Source organism: Cellulophaga sp. RHA19, assembly GCF_002813425.1.
GTDB lineage: Bacteria > Bacteroidota > Bacteroidia > Flavobacteriales > Flavobacteriaceae > Cellulophaga.
The window spans coordinates 1058069-1081323 of sequence record NZ_PHUL01000001.1; the positions used below are offsets into that span (position 1 = coordinate 1058069).

Genomic DNA, 23255 nt, shown 5'->3' on the forward strand with positions numbered 1-23255 from the left:
AAATTATGTACGGTAAAATTAAAGAACACTTACAGCAAGAAATAGACTCAATAAAAGAAGCAGGTCTATACAAAACAGAACGTATAATAACATCTCCACAAGATGCAGTTATTAAAATTTCTACAGGAGAAGAGGTAATTAACTTTTGTGCAAACAATTACTTAGGCTTATCATCTCATCCAGAAGTTGTGCAAGCAGCAAAAGATGCAATGGATACTCATGGTTTTGGTATGTCGTCTGTACGTTTTATATGTGGTACTCAAGACATACATAAAGAGCTAGAGCAAAAAGTAGCTAATTTTTACGGTACAGAAGATACCATATTATATGCAGCAGCTTTTGATGCCAACGGAGGTGTTTTTGAGCCATTGTTATCAGCAGAAGATGCTATCATATCAGACTCATTAAACCACGCATCTATTATAGATGGTGTACGTTTATGTAAAGCAAAGCGATATAGATATGCTAATAACGATATGGCAGATTTAGAAGAGCAGCTTAAAAAAGCAAATGCAGATGGTTCTAGATTTAAGATAATAGTTACAGATGGTGTATTCTCTATGGACGGTTTACTTGCTCCATTAGATAAAATATGTGATCTAGCAGATAAGTATGATGCATTAGTAATGATTGATGAATGCCACTCTGCAGGTTTTATAGGAGAAACTGGCCGTGGAACTCTAGAAGAAAAAGGAGTTTTAGACCGTATAGACATTATAACAGGTACCTTAGGTAAAGCTTTAGGTGGTGCAATGGGAGGTTATACCACAGGTAAAAAAGAAATTATAGAAATTTTAAGACAACGCTCTAGACCATATTTATTCTCTAACTCTTTAGCTCCAGCAATTGTTGGTGCATCTATAAAAGTGTTTGATATGTTAGACAAGGACACAACCTTAAGAGATAAATTGGCAGAAAATACAGCATACTTTAAAAAAGGTATGAAAGCAGCTGGTTTAGATATTATAGATGGAGATTCTGCTATAGTGCCTGTAATGCTCTATGATGCAAAGCTTTCGCAAAAAATGGCAGATATGCTATTAGAAAGAGGTATTTACGTAATAGGGTTTTTCTTTCCTGTAGTGCCAAAAGACAAGGCAAGAATAAGAGTTCAGCTGTCTGCAGCACACGAAAAAGAGCATTTAGACCAAGCAATTGAGGCTTTCACCGAAGTTGGAAAAGAACTTGGTATCATTTAATTAAGTTAATTTTTTTATTAATTGTGTTAAAAAAAAGAGCTGTTTGATTTTGTTAATAAATAGTAACAACTTACATTTGCAGCTTACAAACACTTAAAACTTAAATTTTAAAGCATGAAAAATCTTAGCAAATTAATGGTTGTTGCCTTACTACTAGTAGGTGTAAACAACATGCAAGCGCAAGACGAAAATAATCCTTGGCAGATTAATTTTGGTGTAAACGCAGTTGATATGTGGCCAACTAATGATGATGATGCCCTTTACCAAACTGGAGAATTGTTTGATGAGTACTTCAATGCTACTGATCACTGGAACATTCTTCCTTCTATCTCTTATATTGGAGTTTCTAGATCTGTAGGTAATGGTTTCTCTGTAGGAGTTAGAGGTTCTTTAAATAGAATTGAAAACTTAGGAGACTGGTCAGCTGATGATCTTTCTTACTACGGTTTAGATGGTGCAATTAAATATGCATTCTTAAAAAATACAACAATTGATCCTTTCGTAGAAATCGGTGGTGGTTACACGTGGGTTGATGAAATTGGTGCTGGTACTGTAAATGGTGGTGTTGGTGTTAACATTTGGTTCTCTGAGAACATTGGTTTAACATTACAAACTGGTTACAAGCACGGATTTGAAGATTACAGCGTTAAACATTTCCAACACTTAGCTGGTCTTGCTATCAAATTTGGTGGTGCTGATACAGATGGTGACGGTGTTTATGACAAAGATGATGCTTGTCCAGAAGTTGCTGGTTTAGAAGCTTTCAACGGTTGTCCTGATGCTGATGGTGATGGTATAGAAGACAGCAAAGATGCTTGTCCTAACGAAGCTGGATCTAAAGAAATGAACGGTTGTCCTGATGCTGACGGTGATGGTATCGCTGATAAAGATGACGCTTGTCCTAATGAAGCAGGTACTGCTGCATTAAACGGTTGTCCTGATGCTGATGGTGACGGTGTTGCTGATAAAGATGATAAATGTCCTTCTGAGGCAGGTCCTGCTGAAAACAACGGATGTCCTTGGGCTGATAAAGATAAAGATGGTGTATTAGACAAGGATGATAAATGTCCTGAGGTTGCTGGTACTGTTGCTAACAACGGTTGTCCTGAAGTAACTGAAGAAGTTCAAAAGAAATTGAACGATTACGCTAGAACTATCTTATTTGATACAGGTAAATCTTCTATTAAAGCTGAGTCTACTGCTGTTATGGTAGATATCATTACTATCTTAAAAGAGTACCCTAACGCTAAGTTTACTGTTGAAGGTCACACTGATAGTGTTGGTTCTGCTTCTTTAAACCAGAAATTATCTGAGTCTAGAGCTCTTTCAGTAAAAGAATTTTTAGTAGAAAAAGGAATTGGAGAATTTAGATTATCTGCTGTAGGTTACGGTGAAGATAAGCCAATGGCTACTAACAAAACTAGAGCTGGTAGAAAGCAAAACAGAAGAGTTGAAATCAACTTAGTAAAATAATAAGAGTTTAAAACTCTAATTTTATAGAAAAGGCTCCGCAATTGCGGAGCTTTTTTTATTTTTAACCCATGCAAAGCTTTTTAGAAGATACACTACTTAAAATTATAGATAAAGAAGGTTCATTAGAGAACCTTATTTTTGTTTTACCAAGCAAGCGTGCAGGTACATTTCTTAAAAATGCAATCTCTAAACACGTAAATTCTACAATATTTGCACCTGAAATACAAAGTATAGAAGACTTTGTAGAAAAAATTTCGGGTTTAGCATATGCTTCTAATACGCAGCAGTTATTTGAACTGTATAGAGCATATACAACCACAGTTAAAGGAGAGCAAGATGGTTTCTATGCTTTTTCTAAATGGGGAACTACCCTATTACAAGACTTTAACGAAATTGATAGGTATTTTGTAGATACAAAAAAGATATTTTCTCATTTAAATGCTGTACAAGAAATTAACCACTGGACTGTAGAGAAAGACAAAAGCAGTATAATTACTAATTATATGGCATTTTGGGATTCGTTAGAAGCGCTTTACACAGCTTTTAATGCATCGTTGAAGCAAGAAGGTCTTGGTCACCAAGGTTTGGTCTATAGAGAGGCCTGTGTTAATTTAGATAGTTATATACAAGACACCAAACAATATAAACACTTATTTATTGGGTTTAATGCTTTAAACACAGCAGAGGAATTAATTATTGAAACCATTTTAGAGAAAACTAGTGCAGAAATTTTTTGGGATTTAGATGAGTATTTCTTTAAAGATCCAGTACATGATGCTGGTTTTTTTATTCGTCAGTTTAGTAAAGAGTGGCGTTATTTTAAAGACAAAAGCCTAGAGGTTAATAGCGGTACATATTTAACACCTAAAAATATTACAATTACAGGTGTGCCTAAAAACGTTTCTCAGGCAAAATACGTGGGTAGTATTTTAGGAAATTTGCACCAAGAGAAAAAAAGTATGTTAACCAATACTGCGGTTGTATTAGGAGATGAAACACTTTTAAATCCCTTAATTAATGCAATTCCAGAGGAAATAAATGGTATAAACATTACAATGGGTTTTCCATTGCATAAATCGCCTTTAGAGAGTTTATTTACACAGTTGTTTGAGCTTTATATACGTAGAGACGATAAAGGATGGTATTACCAACACGTAACAACCGTATTAAATCATCCTTACATACAATTACTTTTTTCTACAGATGATGATACAATTAATGCTGCAGATACTATTTGTACTCAAATTAAGTCTAGAAATTGGATTTATGTAGATGTACATAAGTTGCAATTAGTAAATACTACTAAATCTACCTATTTAGATCTTTTGTTTTTTAGCGCTACAGCAACGGTTCCTCTTTTTTTACAAAAATGCTTGGCTTTAATTTCAGGAATTAAGGAACGTATAAATACTGAAAGTAACGGATTAGAATTGGAGTATTTATACAGGTTTCATCAGTTGTTTAACCAGTTAAATGATTTGGCATCTAAATACCCATTTTTAGACGATTTACAGTCGCTCTTTGGATTGTACAAGGAGTTATTGTCTAGTGAAACATTAGATTTTAAAGGAGAACCCTTAAAAGGTTTGCAGATAATGGGAATGTTAGAGAGTAGAAACTTAGATTTTGAAACCGTACTTCTAACTTCTGTTAATGAAGGAATTTTGCCATCTGGTAAATCTAATAATTCATTTATTCCTTTTGATATAAAAAAAATGTATGGTTTGCCTACGTACAAAGAAAAAGATGCCGTATATACGTATCACTTTTACAGACTTCTTCAGCGAGCAAAAAACATATACTTGGTATACAATACAGAACCAGATGTGTTAGAGGGTGGTGAAGTTAGTAGACTAATTAGACAGTTGTTGGCAGACGATAACATATCAAAGTACATTACAGAAACTATTGCTTTTCCTGAAATTAAATCTCCAGAAAAGAAAGAAGTATCAATACAAAAAGATGCAAATTTAATGGAGCTAATTAGGGGTATTGCAGCTTATGGTTTTTCGCCAACATCTTTATCAAACTATATTAGAAATCCGTTAGATTTTTACAAAAAGAATATTTTAAAAATTAACGAACTAGAGGAGGTAGAAGAAACTGTGGCAGCCAATACATTTGGTACTATTGTACATGAAACGTTAGATGAGCTTTATCAGCCATTTATAAATACCTTTTTAGACCCAGATAAACTAAAAGAATTGCTGCCTAGAGTTAATGCTACTGTGCGTAAACATTTTGGTATACATTATAAAAATGTAAGCTTAGAAGAGGGTAAAAATCTAATAGCTTTTAATGTAGTTTTAAAGTACGTAGAAAACTTTATTAAGATAGAAATAGAAAGTGCAAAAAGGCATAGAATAAAAATTATTGGACTAGAAATGTCCTTAAAAACAGCAATAAACGTTCCTGGAATAAATTTTCCTGTGCATATAAAAGGTAAGTTAGATAGGATAGATGAGATAGATGGTGTTTTGCGTGTTATAGATTATAAAACAGGTAAAGTAGAGCAAAAAAATCTTAATTTAAGTAATTGGGAAGATATCATAGAGGAGTATGATAAGAGTAAGGCTTTTCAGTTATTGTGCTATGCTTATATGTATAATGATGTTGTTCCTGTGGATAAAGTAGAGGCAGGAATTTTCTCTTTTAAAAATATAAAAGCAGGGATTTTAAAGTTTACGGAAAACAGAAATACAATAATTACAGAAGATACTATAGCTAAGTTTACAGATGAACTGCACAAATTAATCGGTGAAATATGTAGTCCAGAACATCCCTTTGTAGAAAAAGAGATAAAATAGACATATAATGCATTTCATCGATACTTTTTGTTTTTTCATCGGAGTTAAATTTTTTTACAAAAAATGCAACTTTATTCAACTACAATAAACTACCATTCATCTACACTAAATTACTTTTCAACTTTACAAGAAAATTTAAGTAAAATAGAGAAAGTATATTTGCTCATATAAAATCTAGAATTATGAATATTTTATTTATTGAAGACGACATGATTGAGACAATGAAGCTGAAAAGAACAGTGTCAAAGCTTCAATTAAAGCATAATATTACAGAGGCAAAAAATGGTGAAGAAGCTCTAGATATTTTACAGTCTGGTAATACGTTGCCAGATATAATTTTGTTAGACTTAAATATGCCAAGGATGAGTGGTATAGAGTTTTTATCTATTTTAAAAGCAGATGACAAGCTTAGGTTTTTACCTACTATTATATTAACTACATCAGAAAATAGAGCCGATTTACAAGAATGTTACAGAATTGGTATTGCTGGTTATGTAATAAAACCTCTTAAATATGAGGATTACGAAACCAAATTACAGAGTGTTTTAAACTACTGGGACAACAATGAACTAGTAAAAGGATAGTACTTTTAACACCTTTCACAACAAAAGTTACTGGTTGGGTATCATTTTTCTTACTTTTATACATCTAAATGTCTAAGTATGAAAGGAGTTGTGTTTACAGAATTTTTAGAAATGGTAGAATCTAAGTTTGGTTTAGAAACTGTAGATACTATAATAGAAAATTCTAATTTACCGTCAGAAGGAATCTATACTTCTGTTGGGACTTATAGTTTTAATGAAATGGTTAGCTTAATAACTAGTTTAAGTACCGAAGTTAAAACACCAGTAGGTGATTTAATCTACGCATTTGGGTTGTTTTTATTTGATGGTTTAGCTAACGCACATCCAGAGGTAATAAAAAGCTATAATTCTCCATTAAGCCTAATATATTCTATAGAAGATCACATACACGTACACGTTAAAAAACTGTATCCAGATGCAGAATTACCTACGTTTAAGATTTTAGAAAAAACAGATACTTCAATATCTATGGTATATTCTTCGTCTAGAGGTTTATATCAATTAGCACACGGACTTATTGAAAAATCTTTTGAGCATTTTAACAGTAGTGCCACCGTATCATACAAACTACTAAATGATAATGGTACAGAAGTTAAATTTGACATTACCCAGAATGGATAGCAACAAAGAAATTTTATTGCTAAAAAGGGCGCTAGAAAGACAAAAAAAAGCCAGGTTACAAGCCGAGAAAATTTTAGAAGTTAAGTCTAAAGAGCTTTTTGATACTGCGTTACACCTTAAGCAAGCAAATAATAAATTAGAAAATTTATTAACTGAGACTACATCAGAATTAGATGGTGGTTTTGTTAATATCATAGATCCGTACGTAGTTATGGATCTTAATTTTAATGTTATTAATATGAACAATTCTGCCCGTGAATTTTTAGGGTATGATAATACCAAGGAGACCATTAACCTACCTAGTTTAGTGCACAAGGATTATATGCAATATACTATAGAGTCTTTTAAAACTCTAATGCAAATAGGAACGCTAAAAAACTATAGAGCCAAAATTATAGTTAAAGATGGTACGCATAAATGGGTGCAAATAAATACAAGTGTAATATATGATAAACAGCTTAAACCTATAGGCGCACAAGGTATTATTAGAGACATTAGCAAAGAAACAGAAATAAAAGAAATGCTTGGTGAGCAAAAAAAACAATTAGATATAATTGTAGAGAACTCACCATTAGGAATAGTTTTAACCGTAGACGATGAAATAGTAAAGTGCAATGCTGCATTTAACTATCTTTTGGGGTATCCAGAAACTGTTACAAATAAATTAAAATTATCAGACATATCTGAGTCAGAGGATGAAGTTACTACAAAAAAATTAGAGTCGGACTTAGCTTCTGGTATCATAGACAACTTTTCTACAGTAAAACGTTTTTTTAAAAATAATGGAGCGCAAATTTTAGCAAAAACAAGTATAAGTGCTGTAAAAAATAACCAAGGAAAAGTAGAATATCAAGTTTGTGTAATTGAAGATATTACCAAAGAAAGGCAAGCCGAAGAAAAGATTAAAGCAGAAAAAGAGAAGTACAGAGGCATTATTGCTAATATGAACCTTGGAATGGTAGAGGTTACTATAGACAATGAAATACAACTTGTAAATCAGAGTTTTTGTGCTATGAGTGGCTACAGTAAAGATGAGTTAATAGGAGAAGATGCTGTTGCTATTTTACAAATTAAAAATAGTGCTAAAATTGAAACTAAATCTGAAAATAGATTAAAAGGAATATCAGATTCTTACGAGATAAAAATAAAGAATAAAAAAGGGGAAACTAGACACTGGCTGGTAAGTGGTGCACCTAATTATAATGAAGAAGGTAAGGTTGTAGGGTCTATTGGGATACACTTAGATATTACAGAACAAAAAGAGCTAGAACTACAAAAAGAGCAACTGCTAAAAGAATTAAAAATTAGTAACGACGGCTTACAAGAGTATGCTCATATAGTTTCTCATGACCTTAAATCCCCGTTACGGAGTATAAGTGCTTTGGCAACTTGGACGTATGAGGATTATAAAGATGTGTTAGATGAAGCAGGTGTGCAAAACTTAACCTTAATGCAAGAGAAGGTTGCGTTTATGGATAAGCTAATTCACGGAATTTTAGAGTATTCTACAGCAGGTAGTGCCCAAATGTCTAATGCTAAAGTAGATTTAAATACTGTTATTACAGACATTACAGAAAGCATTTACATACCCGATCATGTACAGGTAATTGTACCCAAAAAGTTACCGCTATTACAAGCAGATAGTACTAAAATGCATCAATTGTTTCAGAATATTATAGGTAATGCAGTAGTGCATATTGAAGCAGAAAAAGGTTTAGTACAAGTGCTTTTTGAGGAAGAGCCAGATCATTGGCTGTTTTGTATAGAAGATAATGGTGTTGGTATACCTGAAAAATTTCATAAAAAAATCTTTGAGATTTTCCAATCTATAGGAGATAATGAACGTTCTACAGGTATTGGTTTATCAATAGTTAAAAAAATTGTAGACCGTTACGAGGGTAAAGTATGGGTAGAAAGCGAATTAGGAAAAGGCACTAAATTCTTTTTTACACTTAAAAAAAATCTTAATAATTAATAGTTATGAAAATAGTACAAGCTAAAAAAGATAAAGGAGCTGATTTTGTTTTTATAACAGATAAAATTAATTTGGTAGAACCATTAGTCTTGGTTTTTGGGAACAGACTTTTGTTAGAAGATCAAAATCTGTATGCAGAAATTAAAGAAATGTTTCCTGCAGGAAATATTGTTTTTGGCAGTACTTCAGGTGAAATTTTAGAAGATAAAGTATCAGACAATACAATTGTTTTAACTGCTATAGAGTTTGAGAAATCTTCTTACCTAGTAAAAAGCAAAAACGTAAAAGAATTTGATAATAACGAGACAGCTTTAGGTTCGCAATTAATATCAGAATTTCCTAAAAAAGGTTTAAAACACGTTTATGTTATTTCTGAAGGTAGTACTGTTAATGGCAGTGCTTTAATTGAAGGTATAGAAAAAGAAAAACACATATCTATAGGTTTGTCTGGTGGTTTGTGCGGTGATGATGATAGGTTTGAGAAAACATTGGCATCTTACAATAGCAACCCTAAAGAAGGAGAAATTGTAGCAGTTGGTTTTTATGGAGATACCTTAGAAGTTACAAGTGCAAATTATGGTGGTTGGACCGGTTTTGGTCCAGAGCGTATTATAACAAAATCTAAAGGGAATATTTTATATGAGTTAGATGGTAAACCTGCGTTAGATTTGTATAAAAAATATTTAGGAGATAAGGCAAATGAGCTACCTAAATCTGCGCTACTATACCCCTTAAGTGTAAAGACTAGTGAAAATGCACAACCAATTGTACGTACAATTTTAAATATTGATGAAGACCAAAATACAATGATTTTGGCTGGTGATGTTCCAGAAGGATCTATAGTACAATTAATGATGTCTACAGTAGATGATATTGCAGAAGGCGCAAGTATAGCTGCAAAATATGCAACTAAAAACAGAGAAAAAAGACCAGAATTAGCATTGCTTGTAAGTTGTATTGGACGTAAATTGGTAATGGACCAAAGAACAGAAGAAGAAGTAGAAGAAGTTTTGGATGTTATTGGTAACCAATCTAAAATTATTGGTTATTATTCTTACGGAGAAATGGCTCCTTTTGAAGGTGATAATGCCTGTAAACTTCACAACCAAACAATGACATTAACCTTAATAAGCGAATAATGCATTCACTCTTAAAAAGACAAATACGCAAAAATTTGCCTGATGGGTTAAAGGATAATCCAGATTTAGAAAAGTTCTTTGGAGCTATAGAAAAATCATACGCAGATTATGATGATAAAATAGCAATGATACAGCGTGCAACCACTATAAGTGCACAAGAATTAAAGGCTGCAAATATAGAGTTAGCGCAAGAAGCACAAGAGCAAAAAAAGACGCTGCAAGCATTAGAACAGGCGGTAAATAGTCTAAATTTAAATTTAGATAATTCAGAAAATATAGTAACCAGTAATAAAAATATGGTTAGTGCTCAAAAACTGGCAAAACATATTAGCAAGCAAGCAGAGTATATTGCCCTGGTGACTCAAGAAAAAGATAACTTGGTTAAAGATTTAGAAGAGCAAAATAAATCATTAAACAATTATGCTCATGTAGTATCCCATGATTTAAAATCTCCTATGCGTAATATTAATACGCTTATGAGTTGGATTGTTGAAGAAGAAAAACACAAGTTTACAGAAGATAGCTTAAATAACTGCGATTTAATTTCTCAGAATTTAGTTAAAATGGACAACCTAGTTAGTGGTATTTTAAAGCATGCAACAATTGGGTCTAATGAAGAAACCAAGAGCAATGTAAATATTTTAGAGCTTTTAAAAAATATTAAAAGTACTATTTACATACCTAAAAATGTTAATGTTATAGTTTCAGAAAATATGCCTATGCTTTTTTTAGATAAGTATAGATTAGAGCAATTATTTATGAACCTACTAACAAATGCGGTTAAAGCAACAGAGCATAAAGATAAAGGTGTTGTTAGTGTTGCTTTTGAGGAAGATCCTAACTATTGGAAGTTTATAGTAAAGGATAATGGTAAAGGAATACCAGCAAAATACCAAGACAAAATTTTTGAAATGTTTAAAAAGTTAGATAATGATATAGAATCTAACGGAATTGGATTAGCATTAGTAGAAAAAATTGTAACTTTCTATGGAGGTAAAATTTGGTTAGAATCAAAAGAAGGAGAAGGAACAATATTTTATTTTACGATTAAAAAAAACCACAATGGAGCAGCCTAACCTAAATTATGTACACAAATTAGCAGATGGTAATACAAGTTTTTTAAATGAATTTGTAAAAATTATAAAAGACGAGTTCCCTGATGAAAAACAAACGTATACAACAGCGGTAGAGGCAAAAGACAATAAAGCATCTGCAGAAATAGTACATAAATTAAAACATAAATTTAATATACTAGGATTAGAAAAAGCATATGCACTGGCTGTAACTTATGAGGAGCAGCTATTAAAAGGAACGTATGATTTACATATAGAATTTAAGCTAATATTAGACAAAATAACTAGCTATTTAAAAACCATTTAAACTATGAGATGTATTATAGTAGACGACGAGGCAACAGCTAGGTTAATTGTTGCACAACTTTGCTCTAACGTAAAAGAGTTAGAGGTTGTAGACGCTTTTGGAGGAGCTATGGAGGCCATAAAATTTTTAAATCAGAATACAGTAGATGTTATTTTTTTAGATATACATATGCCTGGATTTAGTGGGTTTGATTTTGTGCAAACATTAAAAAATCCGCCAAAAATAGTATTAACTACTTCAGATACAAATTTTGCTATAGAGGCATATGAATATGAAGCTATTGTAGATTATTTGGTTAAACCAGTTACTCAAGATCGCTTTAATAAATCTATATTAAAAGTTAAAGCTGCGCTTGCACAAAAACCAAAAGAAGAGGTATCTACGCCAGAGACTTCAGCAGGCTCAGATCTTGGTGAAGAATTATATATAAATATAGACAGGCGTTTAATTAAAATTAAATTTAACGATATACAGCTTATTGAAGCTAAAGGAGACTATATAGAAGTAAAAACAATAAAAGAGACTTATAGGGTGCGTAATACCTTAAAAAAGGTAAAGGATAAACTGCCTGAAAAATTGTTTTTGCAAATACACAGGTCTTACATTATAAATTTTACTAAAATTATAGATATTGAAGATAACAGTGTACTTATAGAAAAAAATGTAGTGCCAATTAGCAGATCTAACAGACCAGAATTAATGAGAAGGCTAAATTTATTGTAAGCCACTATTTTCTATTAAAAAACAAGTTTATGCCTTAACAGTAGTTAAGGCATTTTTTATTTTATCTGATATTTTTTCTTCAATTTATTTAAAAATAATGGTTGTTTAGTTAGGTAGTATTTTAGTTTAATACCAACTTCAGTAAACTCAAAACCAGCAGCAGTAGCAGATGCTATGTTACTATATTTGCCATATACATCACCAATAAATCGGTCTGAAAACTGATGAGTAAAACCAGCTTCAGCTCTAAAAAGTGAACTGGCATCTTGTTCTTCTACATATTGTAAGCCTGTAGCGGCACTAGCAAAATAATTTGTTTTTTCATTTATTTTACCTCTAACATCACCAAAAAGTTCAACAGCTTTGTACTTTTCTGGACTAAAGTATATTAATGGCAATTGGTCTTTAAAAGTTATATACTGGTAATTAAGTCCAAACTTTAAAGCAGGTTTACGTAAAACATTATAATATAAAGATGTAAAAAGTAGGTTTCTTTCATTATCATCTGTCTGCTTAGTGTGTATAAGTTGGCTATACCAACCTAAATTAAAATTAGTACTAAGGTTATAAATTAAGCTGTAATGGTTCATTACAATTTCTCTTTCTATAAGTTCAGCATTAAAGTTTTGTACTTCTCTTTGGTAGCCTAAATCTAAGTTTAAAAAAGACAAAGGTTTCATTTGTAATTTAGCCTGTAAAATAGGCTGAGTGTATGATGTATTAGAGAATCTAGAGTTGTTAAGCCCTATAGAGGTTAATAAATTAGTTTGAGGCATTAACTTATACTCAATATCTGCTTGAGCAACATGAGCATTTGCTTTGTTATTAGTAGTTGTGTTTTCTGTTGTTCTATATTGATAGGATACCGTTGTTTTGAATTTAGTAGATAAAGGAACCATAACTGCAGTTCTAAAAGAAACAGCTGTATTGTCTCCATTATCAAACGTGTAGCTAACTTGTTGTTCTGCAAAAGGCGTGTAATTTTTATTTAATTTTTTTATTAAGCCTGATGCGTCTTTCTGTTTAGGAAAAATATCTAAAGTTTTATATGTAGTAACATATGCAGGCACAATTTTATCAGAAGCAAAAAGTGCATTTGCTTTTCCCAAATTACCATCAAAAGACAAGCTGTCATTTACTAATATTTTATTATAGTTAGTAATACTAGTTTTAAATTTAGCAGTGTACATACCTAATGTAGCTTTTAGTGCCATAACCCAATTACGGTTTGGGTATTTTTCTTCTAAAGCGTTAATTTCTTGTTTTGCAGACACAAATTTTCTATTCCATATTAATGCCTGCACGTAGCGTTCTGTGCTTTTTTCTATAAGCTCTTTATCTTTTAGGTCTACTGCCTTCTCTTTAGCTTTTATTGCTGTTTGTAATGCTATTTTATCTTTTTCACCAATATGTTCTGCCAAAGCAACGCCATTTAATGCAGTAACAGAGTCTTTTGGTGTTTTAGCGTATTGGTAATATGTTTTTTTAGCTTTATCAACATTTTTAGTAATTAAATAAATGTTAGCTAAGTTTAGCAAAGCATCTTTATCATCTGTAAAATCGGTAAGAATTTCTTTTAAAAGACTTTCTCCTTTTTTATAATTTTGATTATTAACGTAATAATTAGCGTAACCTAGCTTTATATATTTTCTAGATACCTTAGCACCATTATTCTTTGGATCTACTTCTATGGCTTTATTAACCCACTTTAAAGCATCTTTATACTCTTTTAAATTACTTAGTGTGTTTGCATACCCTAAAATTGCGGCAAAATTACTAGGGTTATTAGCAACCAAATCTGCATATAGTGGTTTTGCCTCTTTAAATTGGTTTGCCCATAAAAAAGATTCGTTGTAATTTATTTGTACTTCAAAATCATTTGGATGTTTTTTTAAAAGATTAGCAAAAATAGTATTAGCCTTTTCAGGGTTTCCGCTTAGGCCTACAGCTCTACCATAACATAATTGTACAGTTTTGTTGTTAGGGTAGGTTTTACTTAGTGGTTCAAAAAAATCTTTAGCATCTTTAAATTCTCCATTTTCTAGCATTTTAAAACCAGGTGAAAAATCTTCTTGGGCTACAGCTGTAACAGTCAAAAAAAGCAAAAAAAGCAGTGTAAATTTTTTCATTATTAGAGTGGTAGGGTTAGTACTACAGAAAGATAACGAATACATTCTTTATTTATTAGCTATTTATAATTTATTTAAGAGATAGATGCAATTTTACTTTAAAGATTAAAACTTACCATTCGTCTACAGAAAACAGTTAACCGTCTACAGTCGCTAATTTTTTCTTTTTTGTTCATAGATATTTGCTACAACAAATAATATAAACTTAACCTAAAAAACAAATATTATGGCATTACTTATAAATCAGAACAACAATTTTATTGAAGTAAAAGGGAATCTTAATTCTCAGAATATGAAATCATTAAAGAGCCATATAGATTATTATTTAAAAAATAATGAAAAAGTAACTTTGTCTTTAGACCGCTTAAATAACATAATGTATTCTAGCGCTAAACAATTAGAGCAACTTTATATTAAGGTTGCTAAAAACAACAAGGTTTTAACAATTGTAGGTCAAGAAAACAAGGATATTGCATCTATTATGGCTATGTCTAACACATCTTATATTTTTAGCAATGACCGCGTTTAGTTTTGTAAATAAAAAAATTACTCCAGAACAAATATTTATGACAAGTGTGCTTGTTGTAAATGGGGGTAACTACCTGTATAACCTAATTTTAGGACGTATGTTGGGGCCTGCAGCATTTGCAGATGCAGCATTACTAATAACATTATTATTAGTACTTTCTTTTGTAGGAATGACTTTTCAATTGGTGACAACTAAATTCAATATTATATTTTCAGGAAACCAATGGTCTGCCTTTGAAAATTACATGAAGAAGTATGCCGTTATTTTTGGAGTTACAATTGGAGCTTTATTATTCTTATTTGCAGAAAACTTGCATCAGTTATTTAATACAGAATCTTCAACAATGTTTAGGGTTTTTGCAATTGGTATTCCGCTTTACTTTATAATGTCTATTAAAAGAGGAAAGTTTCAGGGAAAACAAGATTATACAAACCTATCTGTAACATACCAGTCAGAAATGTGGAGCAGATTATTAATAACATTGGTGTTATTGTTATTGGTTCCTATGAATCCGGCTTTTTTAGTTGCTGTAGGTATTGTTATTTCGTTTGTTTTTGGGCTTATGCCTGTAAAGTTTAAAAAAATATCATTTGCAGCATCAAAGGTTTTAACACCTGCAAATAAAAAGAAAGTAACCACATTTATTTTATTAACGGCTGGTTATGAGCTTACGCAAATTATTATAAACAATAGCGATGTGCTTTTAGTAAAACATTATTTTAATTCCTTAGACGCTGGTCTTTATGCTTCTTTAGCATTAATAGGTAGAGTGGTTTATTTTGTAGCTTGGATGTTTGTAATGTTATTATTGCCTGCAGTAATAGAAAAAAGAAAAGAAGGTAAACGTACAGCACCAATTTTATTTAAATATGTTGGTTATATAAGCTTACTATCTTTAGTTATAGTTGCAGGTTGTTACTTTTTTCCAGAAACAATAATTTCTTTAATGTTTGGAGATGCTTATGTAGCAATGTCATCATTACTATGGCAGTATGCTTTAGCAACATCACTTTTTGCAATCTCTAACATTTTTGCATACTATTTTTTATCTCTAGACTATTATGTTCCTGTTATACTATCTGGTGTATTGGGATTGTCACAAATAGTATTAATAATATTTTTTCATAGCAGTTTAGCTATGGTAGTACAATTACAAATTATAGTAATGTTAGCGTTGCTTTTTGCACAACTACTTTACTTTTCATCAAAAAGAAATATATAAGACCTACTTATAATTTGGTTAGCTTCCCCCGATAAAATGCTTGGAACTTTTTTTATAAAGTTTCAGGCTTTTTTGTTTTGTAGACAGACTACAATAAAATACAGAAAAAGCTTATTTTTCACTTATTTCCTTTTTTAACAATTACCATTCGTCTCAGGTAATTTTTCCTTTATTTTCTTTAACCTCAGGACACTTCCCATTCATCTACAGTAATTGTCATCTCATCTCTAATCACCTATTAAATAAGGGTTTAAGATGGATATTTGTATAAGAAATTTAACCCAAGCAAATAGTAAAACTTAACCTTATGAAATTAGCAATTGTAACAGCATACCCGCCAAGTAAAGTAACTTTAACAGAATACGGATACCACTTGGTAAAACATTTTAGACTACAAAAAGAAGTAACTGAAATAGTTTTAATTACAGACAAAACCAAAGAAGCCAAAGACCTTTCTTTTACTGAAGATGGTTGTAAAATTACAGTTAAAGAATGCTGGAATTTTAATAGCTACAAAAATGTTTTTGGTATTATGGGTGCAATTGCAGACACTAAGCCAGACGCAGTTTTATTTAATCTTCAGTTTTTAAAATTTGGAGATAAAAAAGTCCCAGCTGCGTTAGGTTTAATGTTACCATTAATATGTAAGTTAAAAGGAATACCAACAATATCTTTATTACACAATATATTAGAACAGGTAGATTTAGAAAATGCAGGTATCACTAAAAATAGTTTTTTAAAGAGAGCTTATAATTTTATAGGAGCATCATTAACAAAAGTGGTTTTATCATCTGATATTTTAGCAGTAACAATAAGCAAATACAAAACAATTTTAGAAGGTAAGTATAACTCTAGAAATGTAGCTTTAATTCCTCATGGAGCTTTTGAAACTCCACCAGAGCCAACATACAAATTGCCAAAAGGAGCAAAGCAAGTAATGGCTTTTGGGAAATTTGGAACTTATAAAAAAGTAGAAATTTTAATTGATGCTGTAGAGATTATTCGTCAGCGAACAAAACAAGATATAGAAATAGTAATAGCAGGTACAGATAGCCCAAACACACCAGGTTATTTAAATGAAGTGAGCGAAAAATATAAGCACGTAGACCAATTAAGGTTTACTGGTTATGTTGCAGAAGAAGATGTACCTGTTATTTTTAATGATAGTGCAGTGGTTGTTTTTCCTTACACCTCTACAACGGGTAGTTCTGGAGTATTACACCAAGCAGGTAGTTACGGTAAAGCAGTTGCGTTACCAGATTTAGGAGATCTTAGTATTTTGGTAAAAGAAGAAGGATATAAAGGTGAGTTTTTTAACCCAGAATCTGCAGAGTCTTTAGCAGATGCTATAGAAAATATTATTACGTATGATGAGTATAGAGAAGAGTTAAGTAGAACAAATTACAAAGCAGCATGTTCTTTACCAATGTCTGATATTACACAGATGTATGTAGATTACTTTACAGCAATACAAATGGCTAAAACTGGAGACATAAGTATTGATACTATTATAGCAGAAAGAGAAAAAGAAAGAGAGATGGAGAAAGAAAGAGAAGCAGTAGAGCTTTTAGTAAAATAAATTATGGTGAGGTTAAGCCAAAAAAGGGGAACAGTATGGTTAGCTGTTTCCCTTTTACTTTTTAGGTTTAATATAGTCTAATGCTTTTTTTGGTTTGCCTTCTGCACTAAATAAACCAAAATGCTTTTGTTGGCTTTTACGCCAAGGCAACCTACCTACTACGGCAGTTGGTATAGTTTCAAAATCATATAAAGTCCATAATACAAACGGAATATTTTCTTGTGCCACATACCCTTGCATTTCTTTATAATAGTCTGCTTGGGCATCGTTAGATCCTGAGTAAAAATTCCAAATACCACTATATGATGAGTAGCCATATTCTTGTAAAACCAATTCTTTACCTTCACTTTTATTTTTTAATACTTTAAATGAATTTAAAAAATCTTCGGGTTTTTTATAGTAGTGAAAAGATACAAAGTCTACTTCTTTAACTAAGTTTTCTGCAGCTTCTGTACTAGACCAACCTACAGTTATATTTGTTTTAGAGTCCCATTTTTTAATGTTCTTAATCATTTCTTTTAACCAAGCCATAACTTTTGGTTTTCCTCTGGATTCAAAATCTAAATCGGGCTCGTTTTTTATATCCCAAGCAACCAATGCAGGGTGGTTTTTTAATGTATTTACAATTTGTTCTGCATGTCTATGAGTTAGTGTCCAATCTTGCACGTCATAATTGCCATAAAAATCAAACAAAGTAACTATTACTTTTAATTTGTGTTGTTGTGCAATATCTAAAGTTTGCTCTAATTGCATTAGTTTTTTAGTATCTACCGTAGCTTTTCCAAAAGCCTCATAGGGGACAAAAATTCTAATAGTGTTTAACTTTAAGCTTTGTATTAGAGCAAAATCTTTTTTTAGAGTTACAGTGTCAAACTTTTTACCAAACATATCCCAGGGTGTATTTTTGGGATAGTAATTTATGCCAGACATTTTTTTTGCAACCTTCTGTTTTAGTTTAGAAACACTTTCTAGGCTATCGTTTTTTTGCTCTAATTCTTCCAAGTGTCTTATGCGCCAAAATCCGTCTTCTAAAAGCATCATTACTTTGTAACTTGGAGCACTGTTAAAACTACTTATTAAGTTTTTATTACTGTAAACTTCATTGTATTGTTCTGCTTTATTGTCTGTAAACACTACAAGTTTTCCGTCAGCACTGTAAAAATCTATAGTTGGGTTATGTTGTATAGATGTAGTAATTAGCGTAGTGTTATTTTTGATGTTTAATGAAATAATACTATCTATTTTTGCTCTAGCACTTGTAGTGTAAAAATCATCTACACCATACATGTTATTTGTTGCTAAGGCAATATTGCGAACATTCCACGCATTTTTATAATCATTTTCTATAGCATTTAAGGTCTGGTCTTCAATTGGTCTGCCTTCGTTGGTAATGTTGTTCCATATAATTTTAGGAGAATATGTTTCTTCAAAATTCTGTTCTATATGTAAAATAGTAGTTCTGTCTGCTCCTGTGTTTAAGTAAGACAACATGGCGCTAATACCAACTAGTATTAACCCATTTAATACAATAAATGAGATTAATAAAAGTGCTCGATATATAATTTTGTTTATCTTCATTTTAAGGTAACAACTTTGTTTTTAACTATGCCTGCTGCTTCAATTTTAATGGTATAAATACCAGGTTTAAAAAAAGCTTTATCAAAATTAAATGTGGCAACACCTTTTAAAGATGTTGTTTTTTTAGTGTTTAATAAAGTTTTATCTGCACTATAAATAGTTGCTGTAACAGCTAGCCCATCTGGCACAAATTGCTGCATAAAACTTTCTATAGGTCCAATGGTAATTGTTCTGTTATTTGCAGATAATTGTATGTTATAATCTTTAACAGCGGAGTTAAACTCTACGGTAATAGGTTTGCTTTTTGCAGCTCCGGTTACGTAAGCTGTAATTGTCCAATACTCTTCTTTAGATGGGTGTAGTAGTTTTGCAATAGCTACACCATTTATAGTTGTGCCATTTGTTTGTAGCAATCTGCCTTCGCTATTTTTGGCAGTAAAAAGAACTAAAGTACCATCACTTACAATATTGCCGTGATTATCTTTTATTGTAGATGTTGTAAATGTTATAATTTGGTTGCCATCTGCGTACTCGTGGTTTCTACTATAATCTACAGAAAAATCGGCAGCATTATCTGGTAAAATTACAGAGGTTAATTCCTTAGATTTTGTGCTGTCTACTAAGGATGTTATTAAAATACGACCTGTTTTTTTAGGCGAAAAAATATTGGTCCAAGCCACTAAGTTTTTAACCTTTAAAGTATCTACGGTTACATTTTTTTTAAACTGATGTTTTATAGCCACCTTAGTGCCAGAAACCAAAGGGTTATCATACTTATCTGTAGGAGCATTTACAAGCATTGAAAAATCGTTACCGCCAGCAATAATACTTCTAGGGCCTAAGTATGTTTCTAGCTTCGGTTTTTTTTCAGCACTAGGTAAAATACGTATAGTTCCGCTTAATTTTGTGTGCGTGTCTAAAACCAGTCGCCAATGTAAATTACTAGCAATTTTTGTAAAACTTTCAGGGATCTTAAAAGTTATATTTTCTTTCTCTTTTTTGGGTAAAACAACAGTTAATCCATATGCATTTTTAATCACTAAAACAGCATTGTTATCCTTGCTAGCAGAAAATTTTAAAACAATGCTATCTGTAACTGAGTATCTTTTTTTACTAGTTAACTCTGTAAACAAAATGTTGCTATTATCTTGTTTTTTAGGCGCCTCTTTTTTACTGCAACTACAGCAGAAAATTACTAGTATTAATATGTGTATATAATGCTTCAAAATTTTATTTAGGATTTCCAATATAGCTGTTAACCTCTAGTCTTATAAAATTAAAACCATCTCCTTTTTGTTCCTGTAGCTGATCTATTATATGGTCTAGTTTTCTATCGGGAAACATTTTTTTTGCTATTTCTATATTAGGAGAACCGTTCACAAAACAATTGGTCATATCATCACTAATAACTTTAAGCTTACTAAGGTTTAGCAAGTCGTAGTTAAAAGATTGTTTTCTTTGTATACGTACACCTTCAGATAAGAAATTATGATCTATCCAAATTAGTTTTTTGTCTTTGTTATAGTATGCAATTAAGAGCTGAGGTATTGTTACTTCTTGCACACCAGAATTGAATAACGTACCCGTCATTTTTCCATTGTTAAATTGTAACTCCTGCAAGGATAGTTTTTTGTATAAATCTGTGTTTGCAACATTACCTGCGCATTGTAAGTTAAACTTAGTGGGTATTTCTTCTAAATTAATAGGTGTAAACTCATCTGGGTTAAATGTTGGAGGCAAAGTATCTTGTGTAGAAGACCAAGCTATACCTTCAAAATTAATTTTAAAAGCCGTAATTTCTTTAGGCATTAATTTATGTTTAATATTGTCTTTAGCGTTGTAATTTGCTAGTTCTTTATTTTTATCGTTATATAAAGTTCCTTTTATTACAACATCAGATGGTACATTGTCTACATTTTGTATTTGACCAATAATACTGTACCTGCCATTGTATTGTATCAATTTAGCAGTTAATATTTCTAAAACAGGTTGTTTTAGCACATCTTCATGGTGTGTTTGTTCTGTAGTTATTTTACGCCTACCATGATTAAAAAACGTAGTAGCATTGTCTGTAAACAATTGGTCTGGCGGTAAATCATTATCTAACTTAGAAACGCTTAAATACCATTTATTTTTTTTCTTTTTTACCGTGTGATAAAATGTTTTTTCTACTGCATCTAAAGGGGTAATCCACCTAGTGTCTACTTTTACTTTAGCACTATTTTTTGTTTTGTTTACAAATGATATACCAATAGAATCTAACTTAGCATAAGAACTTAAAATACCATCTGTAACAGAAATCTCTAACATGTATTGAGAAAGGCTAACATCATCATCTGGATTAATGTATGAGAAAGCCCTTTCAAACTCTTTAAAATCTACTGCATCATAATAAGCCGTAACAACGTTTTTAGCAGAAAGTTGAGTACTGTTTTCTGCGTAAAATAAATATCCGCCGTAGGCTAAACATATAATAACAATACCAGCCCATATATGGTTAATAGTTACTAAGCCTCTAGAGAATTTAGTATATTCTATTTTATACTTTAAGTAAGATGGTAATGCTAATTTTTTAGATTTTAGTGTCCTATACCATACCATTTGAATATTAATGATAAAGGCAAGTAAAATTGTTAAAAGAGGTATGGTGCTCCACATTATTTTTAAAAAAGTTGGCACGTCTTCTTTAGGTATAATTGCAGGTATTGGTGGTACATTTAGCTTTTCCCAAACCATTATTCCGTTTTCTAGTTGTTGTAATCGTTGCCAACCAGAAAAGTATAAAATGGGATCGTAGAACTTATCGTTAGAGAAAATATATTTTAAATTATATTTTTCTGGCACAGTTAAAAACTGTTGTAATGAGCCAATACCTTCTACACCTCTAAATTTTGAATTCTCTAAGCGCTCTATAGCTCTTGTTGTTAGCTCTGGGAGTCGCCGTGCAGAGTGGTAATTACCATCTACAGTCATTGCTTTTGTTTGTGCAGATAACCAAGCCATTTGGTCTCCAAAGCCAAGTGTTAAGTAGCGCCAATGATCATGCTGATCCTGATTTAAAAAGTTTACAATAGGCAGCATTTTAATTTTTGCAGGTTGTGACGGTCTAAAATAACCCAAACTCATTGTAAAAATGACCATAAATAATATGCCTACCATAAAAAAGCCCCCTACAATTCTGTGGTAAACAGCACCAAAGCGCTTTTGTATGTTGGTTTTTAGGTCGCCCTCTATCATCCTATATGCAAACTCGCCAAATATGGGTAAAGCCATAATTGTAGCCCAAAGTGTAAACCGGTCTAAGGTTAAAATATTAAAAGCAGTTTCTCCTAACAACTTTAATGGTATTGGTGTTGTACCGCCAGTTCCTAAAATGGTAAGCATTGTAAAAGATAAACCAAAGAAAAGATATCTTTTACTGTAAAACCTATAAAATATATAAGGCAGTATAAAGAGTAAAATACCCCAAGGAATCATAAAAAACACCAGTCCAGAAGATAATACTTCTAAAAAATTATCTCTAGAGCCATGTGGAATAGGAACCTGAGTTATTGGATTTTTTTTAGAGTTTACCCAATATGGTAAAATACAAAATATGATAAGTAATAATGATGAAAATCCAAATATTACAATACGCCAGAAGAGCTTTTTAAAGGCCCAAATAAATGTTTTTAAATGTACCGCTTTAGTGTCTTTTACTTTGTCTTTGGCAGTGTCCATTATCACCATACCAATTAAAGGGAATATAAAAAAGACCATTCCAAAAATAGGAGTAACATGGTGTGATGTTACAGTAACTGCAATTAAAGATAAACTTGTAACCAGGTACCTTATTTTACCTTCTTTAATCCATAAATATATCTCAGGTATACTGTGTAGTAATATAGATAGCCCCATAATACTGGGCAGTTGTCCAAAAATATGTAGGGTTTCAATAAAAGTAGAAGAAAATACGGCTAGTAATGCAGTGTAACCAGCAACTCTTCTATTGGCAGTAATAAGTAAGCCAAACCTATAGGCTCCTGTAATAAACAGAATAATTGCTAACATTGCAACAGTAAACATCCCAAATTTTAAGCCACCTATGTAAGATAATAGACCTATTAATTGGTGTACTAAAGGTGGGTATGCTTGCACTGTAAAACCAGTATACCATCTAAAATCCCAAGGCTCAAACCAACTATTAGCGTAGTGGTCTGCAAAAAATAGGTGAATTAACGCGTCATAGGTATTCTCTAACGTAAAGAAAATACTAGACCCATGAAATGCAACACCAACAATAAGAGCTAATATTAATAAAATATTGGTTCTCTTCAT

The 23255-nt window shown here is 31.6% G+C and carries 17 protein-coding genes; 13 read left to right on the plus strand and 4 right to left on the minus strand.

The features are described from left to right. Positions 1 to 5: 5 nt before the first annotated feature. From kbl to AX016_RS04635, 10 genes are all read left to right on the plus strand, one after another. Positions 6 to 1199 (plus strand): glycine C-acetyltransferase, encoded by a 1194-nt coding sequence (kbl, locus tag AX016_RS04590; RefSeq protein WP_100894491.1) that lies wholly within the window; start codon positions 6 to 8, stop codon positions 1197 to 1199. 114 nt (positions 1200 to 1313) lie between these two features. Beyond that, positions 1314 to 2672: an OmpA family protein gene (locus AX016_RS04595; protein WP_100894492.1), complete on the plus strand. Its 1359-nt coding sequence runs from the start codon at positions 1314 to 1316 to the stop codon at positions 2670 to 2672. Between the two features lie 68 nt (positions 2673 to 2740). After that, positions 2741 to 5479 carry a PD-(D/E)XK nuclease family protein gene (locus tag AX016_RS04600; protein WP_100894493.1) on the plus strand — a complete coding sequence of 913 codons (2739 nt, stop codon included), beginning with the start codon at positions 2741 to 2743 and terminating at the stop codon, positions 5477 to 5479. 182 nt (positions 5480 to 5661) lie between these two features. Continuing rightward, positions 5662 to 6063, plus strand: coding sequence for a response regulator (locus tag AX016_RS04605; protein ID WP_100894494.1), 402 nt, complete (start codon positions 5662 to 5664; stop codon positions 6061 to 6063). Positions 6064 to 6141: 78 nt separating this feature from the next. Continuing rightward, positions 6142 to 6684: a heme NO-binding domain-containing protein gene (locus tag AX016_RS04610; protein WP_100894495.1), complete on the plus strand. Its 543-nt coding sequence runs from the start codon at positions 6142 to 6144 to the stop codon at positions 6682 to 6684. Then, positions 6677 to 8659, plus strand: coding sequence for a PAS domain-containing sensor histidine kinase (locus AX016_RS04615; protein WP_100894496.1), 1983 nt, complete (start codon positions 6677 to 6679; stop codon positions 8657 to 8659). Before AX016_RS04610 ends, AX016_RS04615 begins: the two co-directional genes overlap by 8 nt. Before the next feature lie 5 nt (positions 8660 to 8664). After that, a complete protein-coding gene (locus AX016_RS04620) occupies positions 8665 to 9798 on the plus strand; it encodes an FIST signal transduction protein (protein ID WP_100894497.1) in 1134 nt (377 codons plus the stop codon). Further along, on the plus strand, positions 9798 to 10874 hold the full coding sequence (locus AX016_RS04625) for a sensor histidine kinase (protein WP_100894498.1): 1077 nt from the start codon (positions 9798 to 9800) through the stop codon (positions 10872 to 10874). The genes AX016_RS04620 and AX016_RS04625 overlap by 1 nt, the downstream gene beginning before the upstream one ends. Beyond that, the gene (locus AX016_RS04630) at positions 10861 to 11178 is read left to right on the plus strand and encodes an Hpt domain-containing protein (protein ID WP_100894499.1); all 318 of its coding nucleotides are present in this window, start codon (positions 10861 to 10863) and stop codon (positions 11176 to 11178) included. Before AX016_RS04625 ends, AX016_RS04630 begins: the two co-directional genes overlap by 14 nt. A 3-nt stretch (positions 11179 to 11181) precedes the next feature. Then, positions 11182 to 11901: a LytR/AlgR family response regulator transcription factor gene (locus AX016_RS04635; protein ID WP_100894500.1), complete on the plus strand. Its 720-nt coding sequence runs from the start codon at positions 11182 to 11184 to the stop codon at positions 11899 to 11901. Positions 11902 to 11957: 56 nt separating this feature from the next. Here the strand turns inward: AX016_RS04635 and AX016_RS04640 are convergent, their stop codons facing one another. Further along, positions 11958 to 14030, minus strand: coding sequence for a tetratricopeptide repeat protein (locus AX016_RS04640; RefSeq protein WP_100894501.1), 2073 nt, complete (start codon positions 14028 to 14030; stop codon positions 11958 to 11960). A 226-nt stretch (positions 14031 to 14256) separates the two neighbouring features. Here AX016_RS04640 and AX016_RS04645 point away from each other — a divergent pair, with 226 nt between their 5' ends. From AX016_RS04645 to AX016_RS04655, 3 genes are all read left to right on the plus strand, one after another. Further along, on the plus strand, positions 14257 to 14559 hold the full coding sequence (locus tag AX016_RS04645) for an STAS domain-containing protein (RefSeq protein ID WP_157811085.1): 303 nt from the start codon (positions 14257 to 14259) through the stop codon (positions 14557 to 14559). Continuing rightward, a complete protein-coding gene (locus tag AX016_RS04650; protein WP_100894503.1) occupies positions 14546 to 15781 on the plus strand; it encodes a sugar isomerase in 1236 nt (411 codons plus the stop codon). Before AX016_RS04645 ends, AX016_RS04650 begins: the two co-directional genes overlap by 14 nt. A gap of 307 nt (positions 15782 to 16088) precedes the next feature. After that, positions 16089 to 17360: a glycosyltransferase gene (locus AX016_RS04655; protein WP_100894504.1), complete on the plus strand. Its 1272-nt coding sequence runs from the start codon at positions 16089 to 16091 to the stop codon at positions 17358 to 17360. Positions 17361 to 17414: 54 nt separating this feature from the next. On the opposite strand, the gene AX016_RS04660 is transcribed toward AX016_RS04655, so the two are convergent. Genes AX016_RS04660 through AX016_RS04670 form a run of 3 tightly spaced genes read right to left on the minus strand, consistent with a single transcriptional unit; the run spans position 17415 to position 23255 of the window. After that, complete coding sequence (locus tag AX016_RS04660) at positions 17415 to 18938, minus strand: glycoside hydrolase family 2 TIM barrel-domain containing protein (protein ID WP_100894505.1); 1524 nt, start codon at positions 18936 to 18938, stop codon at positions 17415 to 17417. Continuing rightward, complete coding sequence (locus tag AX016_RS04665) at positions 18935 to 20164, minus strand: Ig-like domain-containing protein (RefSeq protein WP_157811086.1); 1230 nt, start codon at positions 20162 to 20164, stop codon at positions 18935 to 18937. The genes AX016_RS04660 and AX016_RS04665 overlap by 4 nt, the downstream gene beginning before the upstream one ends. A 4-nt stretch (positions 20165 to 20168) precedes the next feature. Next, positions 20169 to 23255, minus strand: a complete 3087-nt coding sequence (locus AX016_RS04670; RefSeq protein WP_100894507.1) for a hypothetical protein — start codon at positions 23253 to 23255, stop codon at positions 20169 to 20171.